Genomic DNA, 16,534 nt, shown 5'->3' with positions numbered 1-16,534 from the left:
TTACAGCAGTTCAAATTCGCCCTGCTTCACTCTGGCGGAATCCACGCCGATGAAAACGTTAAATTTGCCAGGTTCTGCATCGTATTGCATACGCTGATTCCAGAACTTCAGCGCGTCAATGTCAATCGGGAAGCTGACGGTCTGGGTTTCACCCGGCTTAAGATTCACTTTCTCAAAACCTTTCAGCTGTTTTACCGGACGACTCATGGAAGCGGTCACGTCCTGCAAATACATCTGAATCACCGTCGCACCTTCGCGCTTGCCGGTGTTGGTCACCTGCACGCTGGCCGTCACGGTCCCGTCACGCTTCATCGTTGGAGAAGAGAGCTTCACATCAGAAACCGTGAACGTGGTGTAGCTCAGGCCATAACCAAAGGGATACAACGGACCATTCGCTTCATCAAAGTAGCGCGACGTGTACTTGTTCGGCTTATCTGCGTTATACGGACGACCGGTATTGAGATGGCTGTAATAGACCGGAATCTGTCCGACAGAGCGCGGGAAAGACATCGGCAGCTTGCCTGACGGGTTGTAATCACCAAAAAGCACATCGGCGATGGCGTTACCGCCTTCCGTCCCGGCAAACCAGGTTTCGAGGATCGCATCGGCCTGTTGATCTTCTTTAACCAACGCCAGCGGACGTCCGTTCATCAGTACCAGAACCAGAGGTTTACCGGTGGCTTTCAGCGCGGCAATCAGGTCACGCTGACTCTGTGGAATAGTGATATCGGTGCGGCTGGAAGCTTCATGCGCCATACCTTGCGCTTCGCCGACTACCGCAACCACCACGTCAGACTGCTTCGCTGCGTTCACGGCTTCATCGATCATCGCCTGCGGCGAGCGCGGGTCAACCTTCACCGCCTCTTCATACAGATTGAGGAAATCGACAATGCCTTTGTCGTTGGTGATATTCGCCCCTTTGGCGTACAGCACTTTGCCCTGATCGCCGACGGCATTTTTAATCCCCGTCAGTACCGTTACCGACTGATCGGCAACACCGGCAGCGGACCAACTGCCCATCACATCACGCTTGCTGTCGGCCAACGGACCGACGACTGCCACGGTGGCGGATTTTTTCAGCGGCAACGTTTCCAGACGGTTTTTCAGCAGCACCAGGCTTTCTCGCGCTACTTCACGCGCCTCTTTACGGTGCAAACGGCTTTCCGCGTTGGTGTCCTGTGGGTCAGATTCTTTGGCCCCCAGATGACTGTACGGGTCGTTAAACAGCCCCATATCATATTTCACGTTCAGCACGTGGCGCGCGGCGTCATCCAGCTCCGCCATCGTCACTTTGCCGGATTTAATCAAGCCCGGAAGATATTTGCTGTAATACTCATCGCTCATACTCATATTAATGCCGGACTTGATCGCCACACGCACCGCATCTTCAGGATCGGAGGCAGTACCGTGCTTAATCAGTTCCTTAATCGCGCCGTGATCGGAAACGGTAATACCCTTAAAGCCCCATTCATCACGCAGCACGTCTTTGAGCAGCCATGCATCTGAGGTTGCAGGCGTACCGTTTAGCGAATTAAGTCCTACCATTACCGCACCGCTACCAGCGTCCAGCCCGGCTTTATACGGCGGCATATAGTCGTTGAACAGACGCTGTGGGCTCATATCGACGGTGTTATATTCCTTGCCACCTTCAACCGCGCCATAAGCAGCGAAGTGCTTGACGCTGGTCATCACCGAATAGCGATCCGCCGGGCTTTTACCCTGCATCGCTTCTACCATGGTTTTACCCATCGTAGCCGTTAAATACGTGTCTTCACCAAAACCTTCTGAAGCACGGCCCCAACGCGGATCGCGAGAGACATCGACCATTGGCGCCCAGGTCATATTCAGACCATCATCGGCGGCTTCATACGCGGAAATACGGCCAACGGTTCTGACCGCATCGAGATTAAAAGAGGATGCCAGGCCGAGACTTATCGGGAACACGGTACGTTGGCCGTGCAATACGTCGTAGGCAAAAAAGAGAGGAATTTTCAGGCGGCTGAGTTCCATCACCTGATCCTGCATTTTGCGGATATCCTGGCGCGTGACGGTGTTAAAAATTGCCCCAACCTGCCCATCTTTGATCATCTCGCGGATGGCTTCTTTCGGGTTATCAGGCCCGACGCTTATCAAGCGTAGTTGCCCAATTTTCTCATCCACGGTCATCTGTTTAAGTAAATCGGTAACGAATGCATCCCGCGCTTCTGGCGTCAGAGGATGGTTACCAAACAGCGTGTCCGCCTGCGCTGGTTGCAACGCCAGACTCACCGCGACACCTACAGAACATAGCCATTTCATGTTGATTCTCTCTTTATTTTTTCCCGACGAGGCAGCGAAAATATAACAAAAACCGCAGTTTGCCGTAAGACTAAACGGGAGCAATAAAGAAAGCTAAGGTTATTCTCCTAATTTTCAAAACTAGCGCAAATCATTAGAAGACGAACCAGAGACAATATGAATGAGAAAGCGTATTGTCATACAAAGCGCTATGCTTGTTCCTGATATTGAGTCCCACCACAAGGAGTGGAGAATGTCTTCCATTACAACAGATAATAAAGCTTTCCTGAATGAACTGACCCGTCTGGTTGGTCATTCTCACCTGCTCACTGAACCTGCTAAAACGGCCCGCTATCGCAAGGGATTCCGCTCCGGCCAGGGCGAAGCGCTCGCCGTTGTGTTCCCCGGCTCGCTTTTAGAGCTGTGGCGCGTTCTCAATGCTTGCGTCGCCGCTGATAAAATTATCCTGATGCAGGCCGCCAATACCGGCCTGACCGAAGGCTCTACGCCGAGCGGAAATGATTACGACCGCGAAATTGTCATTATCAGCACCCTGCGCCTGGATAAACTGCACGTCATCGGCAAAGGCGAACAAGTGCTGGCTTATCCCGGTACAACATTGTATTCGCTGGAAAAGGCGCTCAAACCGTTTGGCCGTGAGCCACATTCTGTGATCGGGTCATCCTGTATTGGCGCTTCGGTAATTGGCGGCATTTGCAACAACTCCGGCGGCTCGCTGGTACAGCGCGGCCCGGCATATACCGAGATGTCGCTGTTTGCGCGTATTGACGAACAAGGTAAATTGCAGTTGGTCAACCATCTGGGTATCGAGCTGGGCCAGACCCCGGAACAGATCCTGAGCAAACTTGATGACGAGCGGATTAAAGATGACGATGTCCGCCACGACGGGCGACACGCGCACGATCACGACTATGTCACCCGCGTCAGAGATATTGAGGCGGACACGCCCGCCCGCTATAACGCCGACCCGGATCGCTTGTTTGAATCATCCGGTTGTGCAGGTAAGCTCGCGGTTTTCGCCGTGCGTCTGGACACCTTCGAAGCCGAAAAAAATCAGCAGGTCTTTTACATCGGTACCAATCAGCCTGAAGTGCTGACGGAAATCCGCCGTCATATTCTGGCAAAATTCGAGCACCTGCCGGTTGCTGGTGAATATATGCACCGCGATATTTACGACATCGCCGAGCAATATGGCAAAGATACGTTTCTGATGATCGACAAGCTCGGCACCGACAAAATGCCGTTCTTTTTCACCCTGAAAGGTCGCACCGATGCGATGCTGGAAAAAGTGAAAATTTTCCGTCCGCATTTCACCGACCGGGCAATGCAGAAATTTGGTCATTTGTTCCCCAGCCACTTACCGTCACGCATGAAAAGCTGGCGCGATAAGTACGAGCATCACCTGCTGTTAAAAATGGCCGGTGGCGGCGTGGCTGAAGCACAAAACTGGCTCAGCGAATATTTCAAAACCGCTGAAGGCGACTTCTTTGCCTGCACCCCAGAAGAAGGCAGCAAGGCGTTTTTGCATCGCTTTGCGGCGGCTGGCGCGGCGATTCGTTATCAGGCCGTACATGCTGATGAAGTAGAAGATATTCTGGCGCTGGATATCGCGCTGCGTCGTAACGACACCGAATGGTATGAGCATCTGCCGCCAGAAATCGACAGTCAACTGGTGCATAAGCTCTATTACGGTCACTTTATGTGCTATGTATTCCATCAGGATTACATCGTGAAAAAAGGCGTGGATGCACATGCGCTAAAAGAGCAGATGCTGGAGCTTCTGCACGAGCGCGGAGCACAGTATCCGGCAGAGCATAACGTCGGACATCTGTATAAAGCACCGGAAACATTAACCCGTTTTTACCGCGAGAATGACCCCACCAACAGTATGAATCCGGGTATTGGTAAAACGAGTAAGCAAAAGTTCTGGAAAGAATCGTAGGCCCGATAAGCGTAAGCGCCATCGGGCACGTTGCCGGGGGCGCTTCGCTTGCCCGGCCTACGGTTTAATCGTTCTGCGCGGTTTGCTCACCCGTAGCTGAACCTGCCGCCGCCATCTGCGCCGCTTTTTGCTTTTTGTAGCTCAGCGCTGCTGCCGGAACCGGCATCACCTTGCCGGTTTCAATCCAGGTGCGTAAACGGCTGGCATCGGCAAAGTGGGTATATTTACCGAACGCATCCATCACCACCAGCGCCACCGGTTTATTGTTAATCACCGTGCGCATCACCAGACAGTGGCCTGCCGCATTGGTAAATCCGGTTTTAGTTAACTGAATATTCCAGTTATCGCGATATACCAGATGGTTGGTGTTGCGGAATGGCAGCGTATAAGCCGGGTTGGCAAAGGTCGCCATATCTTCACGCGTAGTGCTTAACTGGCCAATCAGCGGATACTGCTTGCTGGCGATCAGCAGCTTGGTTAAATCACGAGCTGTCGAGACGTTATGAATCGATAAGCCGGTTGGTTCCACAAAGCGTGTCTGAGTCATGCCGAGCGCTTTCGCTTTGGCATTCATGGCTTTAATAAACGCGTTATAACCGCCAGGGTAATGGTGCGCCAGACTGGCTGCCGCACGGTTTTCTGACGACATCAGCGCCAGCAGTAGCATGTCTTTACGGCTAATTTCACTGTTCAGTCGCACACGAGAGTAGATGCCTTTCATTTCCGGTGTCTGACTGATATCAACTTTCAGTTTCTCATCCAACGGCAGTCGTGCATCAAGCACCACCATCGCGGTCATTAATTTGGTAATCGACGCAATCGGCCGCACAAGGTCCGGGTGGTTCGAATAGATAACTTTGTTGGTATTCAGATCAACAATCATCGCGCTACCGGACGCTATCTCAGGTTGAGAAGCCGCTGCGGTAGTTGCCGTTTTCGCCACGGCTTGGGGTGCAAAAGGAACGGCCAGCACCAGGGCAAGGCTTAATAATGAAACTCGGAATTTCAGCATGATGAGATTTCTGATAATGGTTCACGCACGTCACAACGCACACCGCCAGAGACTAAGTATTATCTCAAGCTAGCTCAGGCATCATAGCGATCCGGCAGGTTTGCCGCCACAGGAGAATCGTCTCGAAATGCTGCGTTGCTGACTTTTACGTCAACAACGCAGCGCAGACAGGTTTACCCGTCAGAATAATCGGTAGCCGTAACCCCACAGGATTACCGTAATAGCCAGTAGAACTTCCAGCACCAGCACACCGATCGCCAGCGTCGAACTGGAAAAACTTAACCCTTCCTCGCGTGTGATATTCAGGAATGTCGGTATGCCGAGATAAAGTAAATAGCCGGTGTAAAACAACGCGATGGTCCCCACCAATGCGCACAGCCAGACCAGCGGATAAAGTGCGACCAGTCCGCTTAAAAACAGCGGCGTCGCGACATATCCTGCAAAAACCATACAATGCGCCAGCGACGGGCGCTGCGGGTAATTACGCGCCATCCACCAGATAACCCGCCCCATAACGGCGACGCCCGCCAGCATCACCCCGTAAAACAGAATTGCCATCGCAAATCCGGTCAACAGAGATAGCTTCAGGATATTGCCATCGCCAAAATTCCAGCCGATTTGTGTAGTACCGATAAACGCGCAAACCACCGGGATTGCCGCCATCAGCAGTACATGGTGAGTATAGTGATGCGAAACGCTTTCGTTTTCGCTGTTGATCACGTGCATTTCACGATCGGGATGGGAAAACAGCCCCCAGACATGGTTCATACCGCCCCCTTGTTGTCAGCTCCGGACCTCAACACTTCAAGTATAATTCAGCTTTTGATTATTTTATGTACACAGAAAAAATACCGAAGCGCCGGGTAAAAAGTTTGTTCAGGCGTAGGCATGATAGGCGAAGCGCCATCAGGCATTGGAGAGCTGAGCGACCTTAAGCGCTACTACGCGGCTTTTCCGGCATCAAATAATCATAGGGTGTATGCTATTAGCAGTGGAGGTCATACAATCGTATGGATATAAATCATTATGTTGCGCAATACGGCTATGCTGCGTTAATCATCGGCAGTCTGGCGGAAGGCGAAACCATTACCCTGTTAGGCGGCGTTGCGGCGCATCAGGGCGTCCTGAAATTTCCCCTGGTGATACTCTCGGTCGCGCTGGGCGGGATGATTGGCGATCAGTTGCTTTATTTACTCGGACGTCGTTTTGGCGGCAAAATTTTGCAGCGTTTCTCGCGCCACCAGACGAAAATTGATTACGCACAGAAGATGATCCAGCGACGTCCTTACCTGTTTGTGGTCGGTACGCGCTTTATGTACGGCTTTCGCGTTATTGGTCCCTTACTGATTGGCGCCAGTCACCTGCCGCCGAAGATCTTTTTACCGCTAAATATTCTTGGCGCGTTTGTCTGGGCATCGTTATTTACGACTCTGGGCTACATCGGTGGTGAAGTGATAGCGCCGTGGCTGCACAGCCTTGACCAGCATATCAAGCATGGCATCTGGCTGGTGCTGGTTATCGGGATTGTCGCGGGCGTCCGCTGGTGGATGAAACGGCGAAGCACGCGTAAAGCGCAATGAAGATGGCCCGACAGCGGAACACCGTCGGGCCGATTAATCAGGACGCGTGATAACCGCCGCCCAGCGCACTGGTCAACTGAATTGAGGCATCCAGCCATTGGCCTTGCAAAAGCAGACCGTTGCACTGCTCACGTAATGCCGGGATCTTTGCCTCGCTGACCCTGGAGCCCGCAATAATACCCGCATTAAAGCGTGCCTGAGCCAGCCCCACTACGCGCTGAGCGTCATGTTCAATCTGCTGCTGATGCTGATTTTTCTGCGCTAATGTTTCTACCTGCGATGCAGCACGTGCCACGTCATTCACCGCATCCACCACCGCTTTGTTGTAATTCGCCACCGTCAGATTGCTTTGCGCTTTCGTAATATCGAGATTCGCGTTCAGCCTGCCGCTGTCAAAGATAGGCAGTGTCAGCCCGGCGGTTACGCCCATTTGCTGCGCGGAATGGCGGAACAGGTCACTCAGATGTAACGCATCCTGTTGTAAAAATGCCATCAGATTCACATCGGGATAAAACGCCGCTTTCGCCGCATCAATGCTGCTCAGCGATGATTCAATGTACCAGTGCGCCGCCTGTAAATCCGGGCGGCGGGCCAGTAGCGAGTAACCCAATTGTGACGGGAGCTGGCTTTCGACCGCGGGCAGTGGGGTCGAATGGAGCTTCAGGGCAGTGGACTGGGCATTGGTCAGCGCGCTCAGCCGTGCTTCAATCACCTTCATTTTACCGCTAACATCATTCAACTGCTGCTCTGTTTTGCTGGAATCAATATCAGTTTCAACGCCTTCCACTGAAGAGGTTAGACCGTTTTGATACAGCTGACGATCGACGGTTATCACATTTTGCTGCTCGTTTTCGATTTGCGTCAGTACGGTTTTCAGCGCCGCCTGCGTCTGCCATTCCCAGTAAAGGCGGGAGACACCGCTCGCCAGCAGCTGCCGGGTTTGCTCGCGCTCAGCCTCACGTGCCTTAACGGCCCCAATACGCGCCGTCACTTCAGCCCGATTTTTACCCCACAGATCCAGATTCCAGCCAGCGGTTAAACCAAAGGTTCCATTGGTGTACCACGGTCCTGTTGTTCCGGCGGCCGGATCGGTAATGGCAAACGGTCCCATCAGCCCCTCAGCTGACATTCTCTGACGCTCAACGTCTGCGGAGAAGTCGATCTCCGGACCATCCTGTGCTTCCACAGCCTTAGCCTGCGCCTCCGCCAGTTGAATCCGCTGTTCCGCTACCTGCATATCAGGAGAATTTCGCAACGTGCTGTCAATCAACGCATTAAGTTGTGGGTCGTGATATGCCCTCCACCACTGGCTGTCCGGCCAGCCATTTTTTAACGCGGCAGGCAATGTGGTATCGACATTCGCAGCAGGGGTCTGCTGTGACAGAGACTGGCGGTCATCATGCATAGGCGCACAGCCTGCCATCAGAACAAAAAGCGGCAACAATGCCGTGGTGATAAACACAGAATTACGATTCATGGAGATATACAGGTAAGAAAAGATGTGCAGAGATTACGACTTGTCGCTTTTGCTTTTTTAGTTACGCGTGGCAATACATCTTTGGCAATAAAAATATAAAATCAGAAAAATATACACCTCGCGAATAATATAGATTAAATAGTTTTAATAATTAATGGATGGAGATTTTATGTCACAGAATATCTATGACGATCCTGAGTTCTTTGCCGGATATGCCACGCTGGATCGTTCAGTAAAGGGGCTCGACGGCGCGCCAGAATGGCCGACAATACAAGCGATGCTCCCCTCTCTTCAAGGCAAAAACATTCTTGATTTGGGCTGTGGATATGGCTGGTTTTGCCGCTACGCACGCGATAATCAGGCTGCCAGTGTAGTGGGACTGGATATTTCACAAAAAATGTTAACTCAGGCGCACAGTATGACGCAGGGTAATGGCATCGTTTATCAGCGTGAAGATCTCGAAACGCTTACCTTGCCCCCAAATTCCTTTGATCTGGTTTATAGCTCGCTTGCCCTGCACTATTTGCACGATATAGAACGATTATTCGTAACCATTTACCAGTCATTAACACCGGGAGGCATGTTGGTTTTCTCTGCTGAGCATCCAATTTATACCGCACCGCTTAACCAGGGCTGGATCAAAGATAAAACCGGGCAACTCTCCTGGCCGATTAATCATTATCAGCAGGAAGGTGAGCGCATCAGTAACTGGTTTGCTGAGGGCGTCAAAAAACAGCACCGTAAGCTGGCGACCTGGATTAATGCGCTGATTGGGGCCGGATTCGACATCGTTTGTGTCGATGAATGGGGACCTTCCGCGCAACAGATTGCTGAAAACCCAGCGTTAGATGAAGAAAAAGAGCGGCCGATGGTGTTTCTGCTCAGCGCACGTAAACCAGCATAACAGCGCCTCCAGGCAGAATGATTAATACTTTCCTATACTCAATCTGAACTTACCAAAAAAAGGAAAGTTAATGAAAATTCTGCTGTGGGTTATTCTGATTATTTTTCTGATTGGACTGTTGGTGGTAACAGGCGTGTTTAAGATGATTTTTTGATATTGCTGCCTATCAGCCAGCCCGGATAAGGCATTAGCATTTAATCCGGTCTGGCGCATCAGCTGTGTTCAAAGGGTAATAGCCTGAATCGCACGCGCGATATCCGGCGAATTGTTTAACGCACGAATTTCCTGAAACAGCGCGGTTGCCTCTGAATATTCTTTTCGCAGATACCCTAACCACTGCTTAATCCGCGCTACATGATACAGCCCGGTGTCCCCCTGCTTTTCAAGACGGGTATATTTTTGCAACAGCGTCACGACATCAGGCCACGGCATACGCGGTTCGTTGTATTTCACCACGCGGCTCAGGTTTGGAATATTTAATGCGCCACGTCCGATCATCACCGCATCGCATCCGCTGATGGCCATACAATCCTGGGCGCTCTGCCAGTCCCAGATTTCGCCATTCGCGATAACCGGAATAGTCAGTCGCTGGCGGATCTCGCCAATCGCCTGCCAGTTAATATGTTCTGCCTTATAGCCCTGTTCCTTGGTTCGACCATGCACCGCCAGTTCGCTGGCGCCAGCCTGCTGCACGGCATCGGCAATTTCAAACTGCCGATCGCTGTTATCCCAGCCCAGACGCACTTTCACCGTCACCGGGAGATGAGCCGGGACCGCCTCGCGCATAGCTTTTGCGCCCCGGTAGATAAGCTCAGGATCTTTCAGTAACGTTGCGCCACCGCCGCTGCCATTCACCAGCTTCGACGGACAACCACAGTTCAGATCGACACCGTACGATCCCAGTTCTACCGCACGCGCCGCATTCTCCGCCAGCCACTGCGGGTACTGCCCCAACAGCTGAATGCGAACCAACGTGCCGGATGGCGTCCGGCTGTTGTTAAGCAGTTCCGGGCAGAGTCGATGAAATACTTTTGCCGGCAGGAGCTGATCCACCACGCGCACAAACTCGGTGATGCACAGATCGTAATCATTCACTTCAGTCAGCAGCTCGCGCACCAGTGAGTCGAGCACGCCTTCCATCGGCGCCAGTAAAACACGCATATCGTCACCCGCAAAAAAAGAGGCGCTATGGTAGCGCCTCCGTTCGGGAGATTAAAGAGGCTCAGCGTGGCAGCAGGCAGTTATCTTCTTTCCAGCCGTATAACCACTCCATACCGCGATAAAATTCCGCCAGCGACTTGTCTTTCCACAACAGATTACGCACCTGACGCTCGACGCCTGCGGCATGGTAGACGCGTCCCATTTCGCGGGTTGACCAGACGATGCGTGCGGTACGCGGAATACGCACCGACTCATACAGCGCGAAGGCATCAGCCGCATCGCCGTCACACTGCTGTAACGCTTTACCTAGCGTGACAGCATCTTCCAGCGCCATACAGGCTCCTTGCGCCATATATTGCGCCACCGGGTGCGCGGCATCTCCCACCAGCGTGATGCGGTCGGTTCCCCATTTCTCTACCGGCTCACGATCGGCGGTTGACCAGCGCCGCCATGACGTCGGTTTATCCAGCATCTGACGAGGGCGTGGATGAATACCCGCAAAATAGGAGAGCACTTCCTCTTTGCTACCATCCTTCACCCCCCACTCTTCCTGCTGACGACTGTGGAAGGTCACCACCAGGTTGTATTGTTTGCCGCCGCGCAGTGGATAGTGCACCAGATGACAATGCGGTCCGGCCCACAATACCGGCGCGTTAATGCGCAAATCTTCCGGCATATCATCGCAATCAATCACGGCGCGATAGACCACGTGCCCGGTAACCCGCGGAGCATCGCCAATCAGAGACTGACGAACAACCGATTTTACACCGTCACAGCCCACCAGAATATCTGCCGTCCAGCTGTTGCCGTGCTCGTCAAATACCGTCACGTCATTCTCTGTCTGGCGAATATCAACCACGTTAGTTGAAGTGCGATACTCAACGTTAGGATGCACCAGTGCCGCTTCCCAAACGCTGGCGTGAATATCAACCCGATGGATAACCGCATAAGGACCGCCAAAGTGATCGCGGAACGCCTGCCCGGTTTCTATCCGTACTACCTCTTTCGCATTTACCGCATCCATCATCGTGATGTGGTCGGTAAAAACGGCGCGTTGACGGGCAACTTCCCCCACGCCAAGGCTGTCCAGAGCAGAGAATGCATTCGGCCCGAGCTGAATACCCGCGCCAATTTCACCAATTTCGTGCGCTTTCTCCAGCAACATCACTTTAATGCCCTGACGGGCCAGCGATAGCGCGGTCGCCGCGCCGCCAATCCCGCCACCCACGATAATTGCGCGTGTCACTTTAGCCATTGTCGTTCTCCTTATCAGGCTGGAATTTTGTCTTGTTGATTCTCGGGCGCGGCGGCGATAAACGCCGGAAGCTGGGTACAGGCATCATATACCGCCTTACAGCGTGGATATCCGCTCAGATCGCAACCCATCCGCAACGCGTTTGCCCACTGCGGGATCAGACAGCAATCCGCCAGCGTCGGTGCGTCCCCCACGCAAAACGTCCCCGAGTGACTCTGGCGCAACATCTGTTCCACCGCGCTTAACCCTTGCTGGATCCAGTGGGCATACCAGCGTTTTTTATCTTCTTCACTGACCTTTAGCTCTTCGCTCAGGTAGCGCAGCACCCGTAGATTGTTTACAGGGTGAATATCGCAGGCGATGGCATAAACGATTTCCAGCACCTTACTACGCGCCGGGAAATCGGCGGGCAGCAGCGGCGACTGTGGAAAGTGGCCATCCAGCCAGTCGGTTATCGCCAGAGACTGCCCGAGTGATTCTCCGTCATCGGTCACCAGCGTCGGCACCAGTCCCACCGCATTCATTCGCCGGTAGGCCAGTTCGTTCTGCTGACCAATGCGAATATTGACGCCCACCGTCTGGTAATCGAGCCCCTTCAGCGCCAGCGCAATGCGTACACGATATGACGCGGAGCTATTAAAGAAACTGTACAGCTTCATTATCCACCTCAGACAATCTTCACGGCGATGGGGGTTAAACCGTCTACGTTTCCGGTGATCACATCCCCTTTCACTACCGCCCCTACGCCTTCGGGTGTACCGGTGTAGATCAGATCGCCTGGCTGCAGTTCGAAAAAGCCTGACAGATAGCTGATGGTTTCATTCACAGACCAGATGAGGTGGCGAATATCGCTACGCTGGTGATCGTCGCCGTTGACCTGCAACCAGATTGGCGCATGGTTAACATCCACACTTTCGCTGGCTTTATGCAACGGCGCGATGGGCGCGGAGAGATCAAACGCTTTGCCGATTTCCCATGGACGCCCCATCTGACGCATCTCCATCTGCCGGTCACGGCGGGTCATATCCAGACCGGTGGCATAGCCCCAGATATATTCGTGCGCTTTTTCCAGCGGAATATCGCTGCCCTTTTTACCAATCGCCACCACCAGCTCTATCTCATAGTGATAGTTATCGGTCTGCGATGGGTACGGCAGTTCAAGGATCTGACCAGCTGCCACCGGGACTATCGCATCAGCAGGTTTACAGAAGAAGAACGGGGGTTCGCGATCCGGATCAAAGCCCATTTCACGCGCATGAGCGGCATAGTTACGGCCCACACAATAAACGCGGCGTACGGGAAATTGTTCATCACTACCAACCACCGGAACGGTAACAGGCGCTTGTGGTTCGAATACATATTGCGTCATTTTCTCTCTCCCAAATTAATAGCGTGCTTCACGGAACAGCCCCAGCGCTTCCTGAACCGGTCTGTCCGAAAAACTGAATAAGACGGTATCTTCGTGGGTCTGGAACGACACGCCGTGCCAGGTCGGCACCACAAAAATATCTTTTGGCGAAAAGTTGAAGGTCTCGTTACCGATGGTGACCTGCCCACTTCCTTCCACCACGTGATAGATAGTGCTGTCAGTGGTACGCGCCATTCGTGAGGAAAAGCCCTGCGGCAACAGTTGCAGGAAGGTTCCCATCGAAGGCATGGGATAACCGCCGGTTACCGGGTTGACGTAACGCATCTTGTAACCGTCCCACTCATCGGCGTCGCCCATACGGGTCAGGTCATGTAGCGCTTCACGGCTGCGATCGTAGCGATAGTTAAAAATCGGCGATGAGTTACCCTTCTGATGACGCAGCGGCAACATATTGGCCGCGTAGCGCGGTAAGTAATCCCCTTCCTGGCGCGTGACCGGCTGCTGATCTTCCGGGTAGTCTTCCGCAAAGCCGCAGCCCAGCAGGTTCACCAGCGGCAAATCCAGACCGTCCAGCCACACCACCGGTTCACTGCCCGGGTTGCCGTGATCGTGCCAGCGCCACTGCGGCGTCAGAATAAAATCGCCTTCATGCATCTGGGTGCGCTCGCCATCCACGGCGGTAAATGCCCCTTTCCCTTCGACAATAAAGCGCAGTGCAGACTGGTTGTGGCGGTGACTCGGCGCAACCTCGCCCGGCATAATTAACTGCAATCCTGCGTACAGCGTTGGGGTGATTGAAGACTGTCCGCGCAACATTGGGTTTTCCAGCACCAGCACGCGGCGAATCGCCTCTTTCGCGCCAATCAGATCGCCACTTTCTAACAGCAGAGGGCGGATCTCCTGATAGTTCCAGTACGCAGGCGCGCAATGTGCGTTCGGGGTTGGCGGCACCAGGCGGTGCAGCGACTCCCACAGAGGGGTCAGATTCTGCCCGGAAATATGCTGGTAAAACTGCTGACGGCTGTTCTTAACATCCTGATTCAGTTCAGACATAGGGATTCTCCTTATTCATTCACAACACCTGCGCGAGGCAGAGTATTTGAGGCAGAGGCCGACTGGCGGATAACAACCGTCAGCAGCGTAAGCATCACCGCGCTGATGGCCGCCGGGACGGCAATAATGAAAAACAGGTTATCGAATGAGAAATTCATCGCCATCATCACGCCGCCAGAAAGCGAGCCGACAATCGCGCCGCAGCGCCCCACCGCATTAGACCAGCTGACGCCCGTCGCCCGGCTTTGTGTCGGATATAGCGTGGCGGTTAACGCATTTAGACCAACCTGAGAACCGCTGATACCAATGCCGGTGCCAAAAATAGCCAGAGCCATCAACCACAGACCGTTCTCGCTCAGGCCAATCATGACGATGCACACTGCGCCCAGTGCATAACTCACGGCCAGCACGCGGAAAGGATTGTATTTATCCATCAGCATGCCCAGCGCCAGCGCCCCCAGCGTTCCTCCAATCTGGAAGGCGGCGGTTACCCATGAGGCATGCTGCAGATCAATTCCACGATGGTTTAACAGCGTTGGCATCCAACTGGAGAGCAGATAAATAATCAGCAAGCTCATAAAGAACACTACCCATAGCATCAGGGTAATGGGCAGCTGTCGCCCGACGAACAGCTGGCGAATGCTTCCTTTAGCAATCGCTGTGTCCTCGTTGAGATAAAAATGGGTAGTGTCATAACGTTCCCGGGTGATGGCGCTAACGGTTCTGGCAATCACGTTTTGCGGCAGTTGGCGACGAACCTGCCAGCGCGGGGATTCCGGTAGCGCAAACAGCAGAGCCACAAACAGCATGAGTGGTAGAACGCCTCCCAGCACCAGAATGCCGTGCCAGCCAATAACCGGCACCAGTTGCGCGCTCACAATTCCACCCATCGCCGACCCCAGGGTAAATCCACAAAACATCATGGTCACCAGCGCGCCACGCCGCCGCGCTGGCAGGTACTCTGACGTCATGGTGATGGTATTTGGCATCGCGCCGCCCAGACCTAACCCGGTAAGAAAGCGCAAAATAACCAGCGTTTGTAGATCGGGAGAAAAAGCCGAAATCAGGCTCAGGGCGCCGAACAGCGCCACGCAGAGTTCAATCACCCGTTTACGGCCAAAACGGTCAGACAATGGGCCGCAGAGCAATGCGCCAGCGGTTAGCCCCAACAGGCCTGCGCCAAACAACGGCGCCAGATCGCCGGCAGTCAGCTGCCAGTGAGTACGAATGTCGGGAGCGATAAAGCCAATAGCTGCGGTATCAAATCCGTCGAGCATGACGACCAGAAAACAGCAAATGATAACGCGCCACTGGGTCTTACCGACGGGAGCGGAATCGATCAGTGCTTGTAGATCACGTTGATGAGTCATAGTGAATGCCTCAGTGCAGGTAGAGTAGATGTCTGTTTTGTTTTAGGTATGTTGCGACTTTGTATGTTTGGAGATGAAATGTACAATGGCTTTTCATGCAGAGGCATAACCTGGAGGTTATAGCAAATGGCAAATTGGGCGCAGAAACTTAAGTTGCAACACCTGCAAACGCTTATCGCGCTGGGCGAACAGGGAAATCTGACTCACGTCGCACGGATGATGAATATCACCCAGCCAGCGTTGTCAAAATGGTTATCACAGCTCGAAGATGAGATTGGCATCACCCTCTTTGAACGTCACAGCAAAGGCTTGCGTCCTTCCGAAGGCGGCAAGCTGTTACTGCAGCATGCCCAACGCCTGCTCAATGATATGGAACGTTCGCAATATGAAATCGCCCGTTTTAAGCAAGGCGGCCTGGTGGGAAGTCTGAAGATTGGCTGCTCACCCGTAGCGACCGACTGCGTTTCACTGGCAATACTGGGTTTGCTCAAAGAGTTGCCAACCCTGAACCTTAATATCGAAGAGAAAGTGATGACCCCGCTGCTGCACGATCTGCTCGCGGGTTCGGTGGATGTCGTCGTCGGTCGCGTCGGTGGCCGGGCGCTTCAGTTGCCGCTCAATTACCAGGTGCTGTATACCGAGCCGGTCTGTTTCGTCGCCCGTCCCGATCATCCCTTGGCAAAATATCCCTTGCTCACCTGGCACGATCTGGCGAACTGGCGCTGGATTGTCTGGCCAACAGGAACCCCTATCCGGATAAGCATTGATAACGCGCTGGTTGATAACGGCGTCATGTTGCCGGAAAACATCATTGAATCGGCGTCGATCAACGTCAGTACCAACCTGCTGCAAAGTAGCGATATGATCTCTATTCTTTCTTTGCGTCTGGCACAACGGTATGCCGCCCAGGGGCAGTTGGCTATTCTGAATCTGCCGAAGATTGAACAAAAAGGCAGCGTCGGCGTATTCTGGCGCAACAACGAAACACCTACTACCGCCCTGAATCGTTTTTTGTATTATCTGGCACAGGCTTAGCGCGGAGAGTTAGGGCCATCGCCCGATGTTCCAGATATCTATTTCCTCTATGCTTAGAATTCATGATGTGATCGGTAG

The 16,534-nt window shown here is 53.2% G+C and carries 15 protein-coding genes; 5 read left to right on the top strand and 10 right to left on the bottom strand.

What is annotated here, in order from left to right:
• Positions 1–2,298 carry a beta-glucosidase BglX gene (gene bglX / locus SK39_RS19530; protein WP_049015356.1) on the bottom strand — a complete coding sequence of 766 codons (2,298 nt, stop codon included), beginning with the start codon at positions 2,296–2,298 and terminating at the stop codon, positions 1–3.
• 232 nt (positions 2,299–2,530) lie between these two features.
• Here bglX and dld point away from each other — a divergent pair, with 232 nt between their 5' ends.
• Complete coding sequence (gene dld / locus SK39_RS19525; protein ID WP_003840144.1) at positions 2,531–4,240, top strand: D-lactate dehydrogenase; 1,710 nt, start codon at positions 2,531–2,533, stop codon at positions 4,238–4,240.
• Positions 4,241–4,304: 64 nt separating this feature from the next.
• Here dld and pbpG read toward each other — a convergent pair whose 3' ends face one another.
• Together pbpG and SK39_RS19515 are read right to left on the bottom strand one after the other, a co-directional pair.
• Positions 4,305–5,252, bottom strand: coding sequence for a D-alanyl-D-alanine endopeptidase (gene pbpG, locus SK39_RS19520; RefSeq protein WP_003027363.1), 948 nt, complete (start codon positions 5,250–5,252; stop codon positions 4,305–4,307).
• Positions 5,253–5,432: 180 nt separating this feature from the next.
• On the bottom strand, positions 5,433–6,020 hold the full coding sequence (locus SK39_RS19515; RefSeq protein ID WP_003840142.1) for a Yip1 family protein: 588 nt from the start codon (positions 6,018–6,020) through the stop codon (positions 5,433–5,435).
• A gap of 242 nt (positions 6,021–6,262) precedes the next feature.
• Between SK39_RS19515 and SK39_RS19510 the strand changes: the two genes are divergently transcribed.
• On the top strand, positions 6,263–6,832 hold the full coding sequence (locus SK39_RS19510; RefSeq protein ID WP_032936678.1) for a DedA family protein: 570 nt from the start codon (positions 6,263–6,265) through the stop codon (positions 6,830–6,832).
• Positions 6,833–6,869: 37 nt separating this feature from the next.
• Here the strand turns inward: SK39_RS19510 and mdtQ are convergent, their stop codons facing one another.
• Complete coding sequence (mdtQ, locus tag SK39_RS19505; protein ID WP_032936676.1) at positions 6,870–8,309, bottom strand: multidrug resistance outer membrane protein MdtQ; 1,440 nt, start codon at positions 8,307–8,309, stop codon at positions 6,870–6,872.
• Positions 8,310–8,478: 169 nt separating this feature from the next.
• Between mdtQ and SK39_RS19500 the strand changes: the two genes are divergently transcribed.
• Together SK39_RS19500 and yohP are read left to right on the top strand one after the other, a co-directional pair.
• Positions 8,479–9,213, top strand: a complete 735-nt coding sequence (locus tag SK39_RS19500; protein WP_016150648.1) for a class I SAM-dependent methyltransferase — start codon at positions 8,479–8,481, stop codon at positions 9,211–9,213.
• Positions 9,214–9,283: 70 nt separating this feature from the next.
• A complete protein-coding gene (yohP, locus tag SK39_RS27900) occupies positions 9,284–9,367 on the top strand; it encodes a small membrane protein YohP (RefSeq protein ID WP_015572324.1) in 84 nt (27 codons plus the stop codon).
• A 68-nt stretch (positions 9,368–9,435) separates the two neighbouring features.
• On the opposite strand, the gene dusC is transcribed toward yohP, so the two are convergent.
• The 6 genes from dusC to mhbT form a co-directional block, all read right to left on the bottom strand.
• Positions 9,436–10,374 (bottom strand): tRNA dihydrouridine(16) synthase DusC, encoded by a 939-nt coding sequence (gene dusC, locus SK39_RS19495; protein WP_032936675.1) that lies wholly within the window; start codon positions 10,372–10,374, stop codon positions 9,436–9,438.
• Between the two features lie 61 nt (positions 10,375–10,435).
• Complete coding sequence (locus SK39_RS19490; RefSeq protein WP_032936673.1) at positions 10,436–11,629, bottom strand: 3-hydroxybenzoate 6-monooxygenase; 1,194 nt, start codon at positions 11,627–11,629, stop codon at positions 10,436–10,438.
• 14 nt (positions 11,630–11,643) lie between these two features.
• Positions 11,644–12,288, bottom strand: coding sequence for a maleylacetoacetate isomerase (maiA, locus tag SK39_RS19485; protein WP_032936672.1), 645 nt, complete (start codon positions 12,286–12,288; stop codon positions 11,644–11,646).
• Between the two features lie 8 nt (positions 12,289–12,296).
• Positions 12,297–12,998 (bottom strand): fumarylacetoacetate hydrolase family protein, encoded by a 702-nt coding sequence (locus SK39_RS19480; RefSeq protein ID WP_016150651.1) that lies wholly within the window; start codon positions 12,996–12,998, stop codon positions 12,297–12,299.
• Positions 12,999–13,013: 15 nt separating this feature from the next.
• A complete protein-coding gene (gene gtdA / locus SK39_RS19475) occupies positions 13,014–14,051 on the bottom strand; it encodes a gentisate 1,2-dioxygenase (protein WP_003840127.1) in 1,038 nt (345 codons plus the stop codon).
• A gap of 11 nt (positions 14,052–14,062) precedes the next feature.
• Positions 14,063–15,421: a 3-hydroxybenzoate transporter MhbT gene (gene mhbT, locus SK39_RS19470; RefSeq protein WP_003845195.1), complete on the bottom strand. Its 1,359-nt coding sequence runs from the start codon at positions 15,419–15,421 to the stop codon at positions 14,063–14,065.
• A 126-nt stretch (positions 15,422–15,547) separates the two neighbouring features.
• On the opposite strand from mhbT, the gene SK39_RS19465 reads away from it, so the two are divergent.
• Positions 15,548–16,456: a LysR substrate-binding domain-containing protein gene (locus SK39_RS19465; protein ID WP_003840122.1), complete on the top strand. Its 909-nt coding sequence runs from the start codon at positions 15,548–15,550 to the stop codon at positions 16,454–16,456.
• The last annotated feature ends 78 nt before the right edge of the window (positions 16,457–16,534 follow it).

It is taken from the genome of Citrobacter sp. BIDMC107 (assembly GCF_001037575.1).
Lineage (GTDB): Bacteria > Pseudomonadota > Gammaproteobacteria > Enterobacterales > Enterobacteriaceae > Citrobacter > Citrobacter freundii.
This window is presented reverse-complemented; position numbering and strand designations above follow the sequence as displayed.

What these genes read in the sequence shown, in the direction of transcription:
- yohP (WP_015572324.1), top strand. Translation starts at nt 9,284, where the DNA reads ATGAAAATTCTGCTGTGGGTTATTCTGATTATTTTTCTGATTGGACTG.
- maiA (WP_032936672.1), bottom strand. Translation starts at nt 12,288, where the DNA reads ATGAAGCTGTACAGTTTCTTTAATAGCTCCGCGTCATATCGTGTACGC.
- SK39_RS19480 (WP_016150651.1), bottom strand. Translation starts at nt 12,998, where the DNA reads ATGACGCAATATGTATTCGAACCACAAGCGCCTGTTACCGTTCCGGTG.
- bglX (WP_049015356.1), bottom strand. Translation starts at nt 2,298, where the DNA reads ATGAAATGGCTATGTTCTGTAGGTGTCGCGGTGAGTCTGGCGTTGCAA.
- pbpG (WP_003027363.1), bottom strand. Translation starts at nt 5,252, where the DNA reads ATGCTGAAATTCCGAGTTTCATTATTAAGCCTTGCCCTGGTGCTGGCC.
- dld (WP_003840144.1), top strand. Translation starts at nt 2,531, where the DNA reads ATGTCTTCCATTACAACAGATAATAAAGCTTTCCTGAATGAACTGACC.
- SK39_RS19500 (WP_016150648.1), top strand. Translation starts at nt 8,479, where the DNA reads ATGTCACAGAATATCTATGACGATCCTGAGTTCTTTGCCGGATATGCC.
- SK39_RS19465 (WP_003840122.1), top strand. Translation starts at nt 15,548, where the DNA reads ATGGCAAATTGGGCGCAGAAACTTAAGTTGCAACACCTGCAAACGCTT.
- SK39_RS19510 (WP_032936678.1), top strand. Translation starts at nt 6,263, where the DNA reads ATGGATATAAATCATTATGTTGCGCAATACGGCTATGCTGCGTTAATC.
- mdtQ (WP_032936676.1), bottom strand. Translation starts at nt 8,309, where the DNA reads ATGAATCGTAATTCTGTGTTTATCACCACGGCATTGTTGCCGCTTTTT.
- SK39_RS19490 (WP_032936673.1), bottom strand. Translation starts at nt 11,629, where the DNA reads ATGGCTAAAGTGACACGCGCAATTATCGTGGGTGGCGGGATTGGCGGC.
- mhbT (WP_003845195.1), bottom strand. Translation starts at nt 15,421, where the DNA reads ATGACTCATCAACGTGATCTACAAGCACTGATCGATTCCGCTCCCGTC.
- SK39_RS19515 (WP_003840142.1), bottom strand. Translation starts at nt 6,020, where the DNA reads ATGAACCATGTCTGGGGGCTGTTTTCCCATCCCGATCGTGAAATGCAC.
- dusC (WP_032936675.1), bottom strand. Translation starts at nt 10,374, where the DNA reads ATGCGTGTTTTACTGGCGCCGATGGAAGGCGTGCTCGACTCACTGGTG.
- gtdA (WP_003840127.1), bottom strand. Translation starts at nt 14,051, where the DNA reads ATGTCTGAACTGAATCAGGATGTTAAGAACAGCCGTCAGCAGTTTTAC.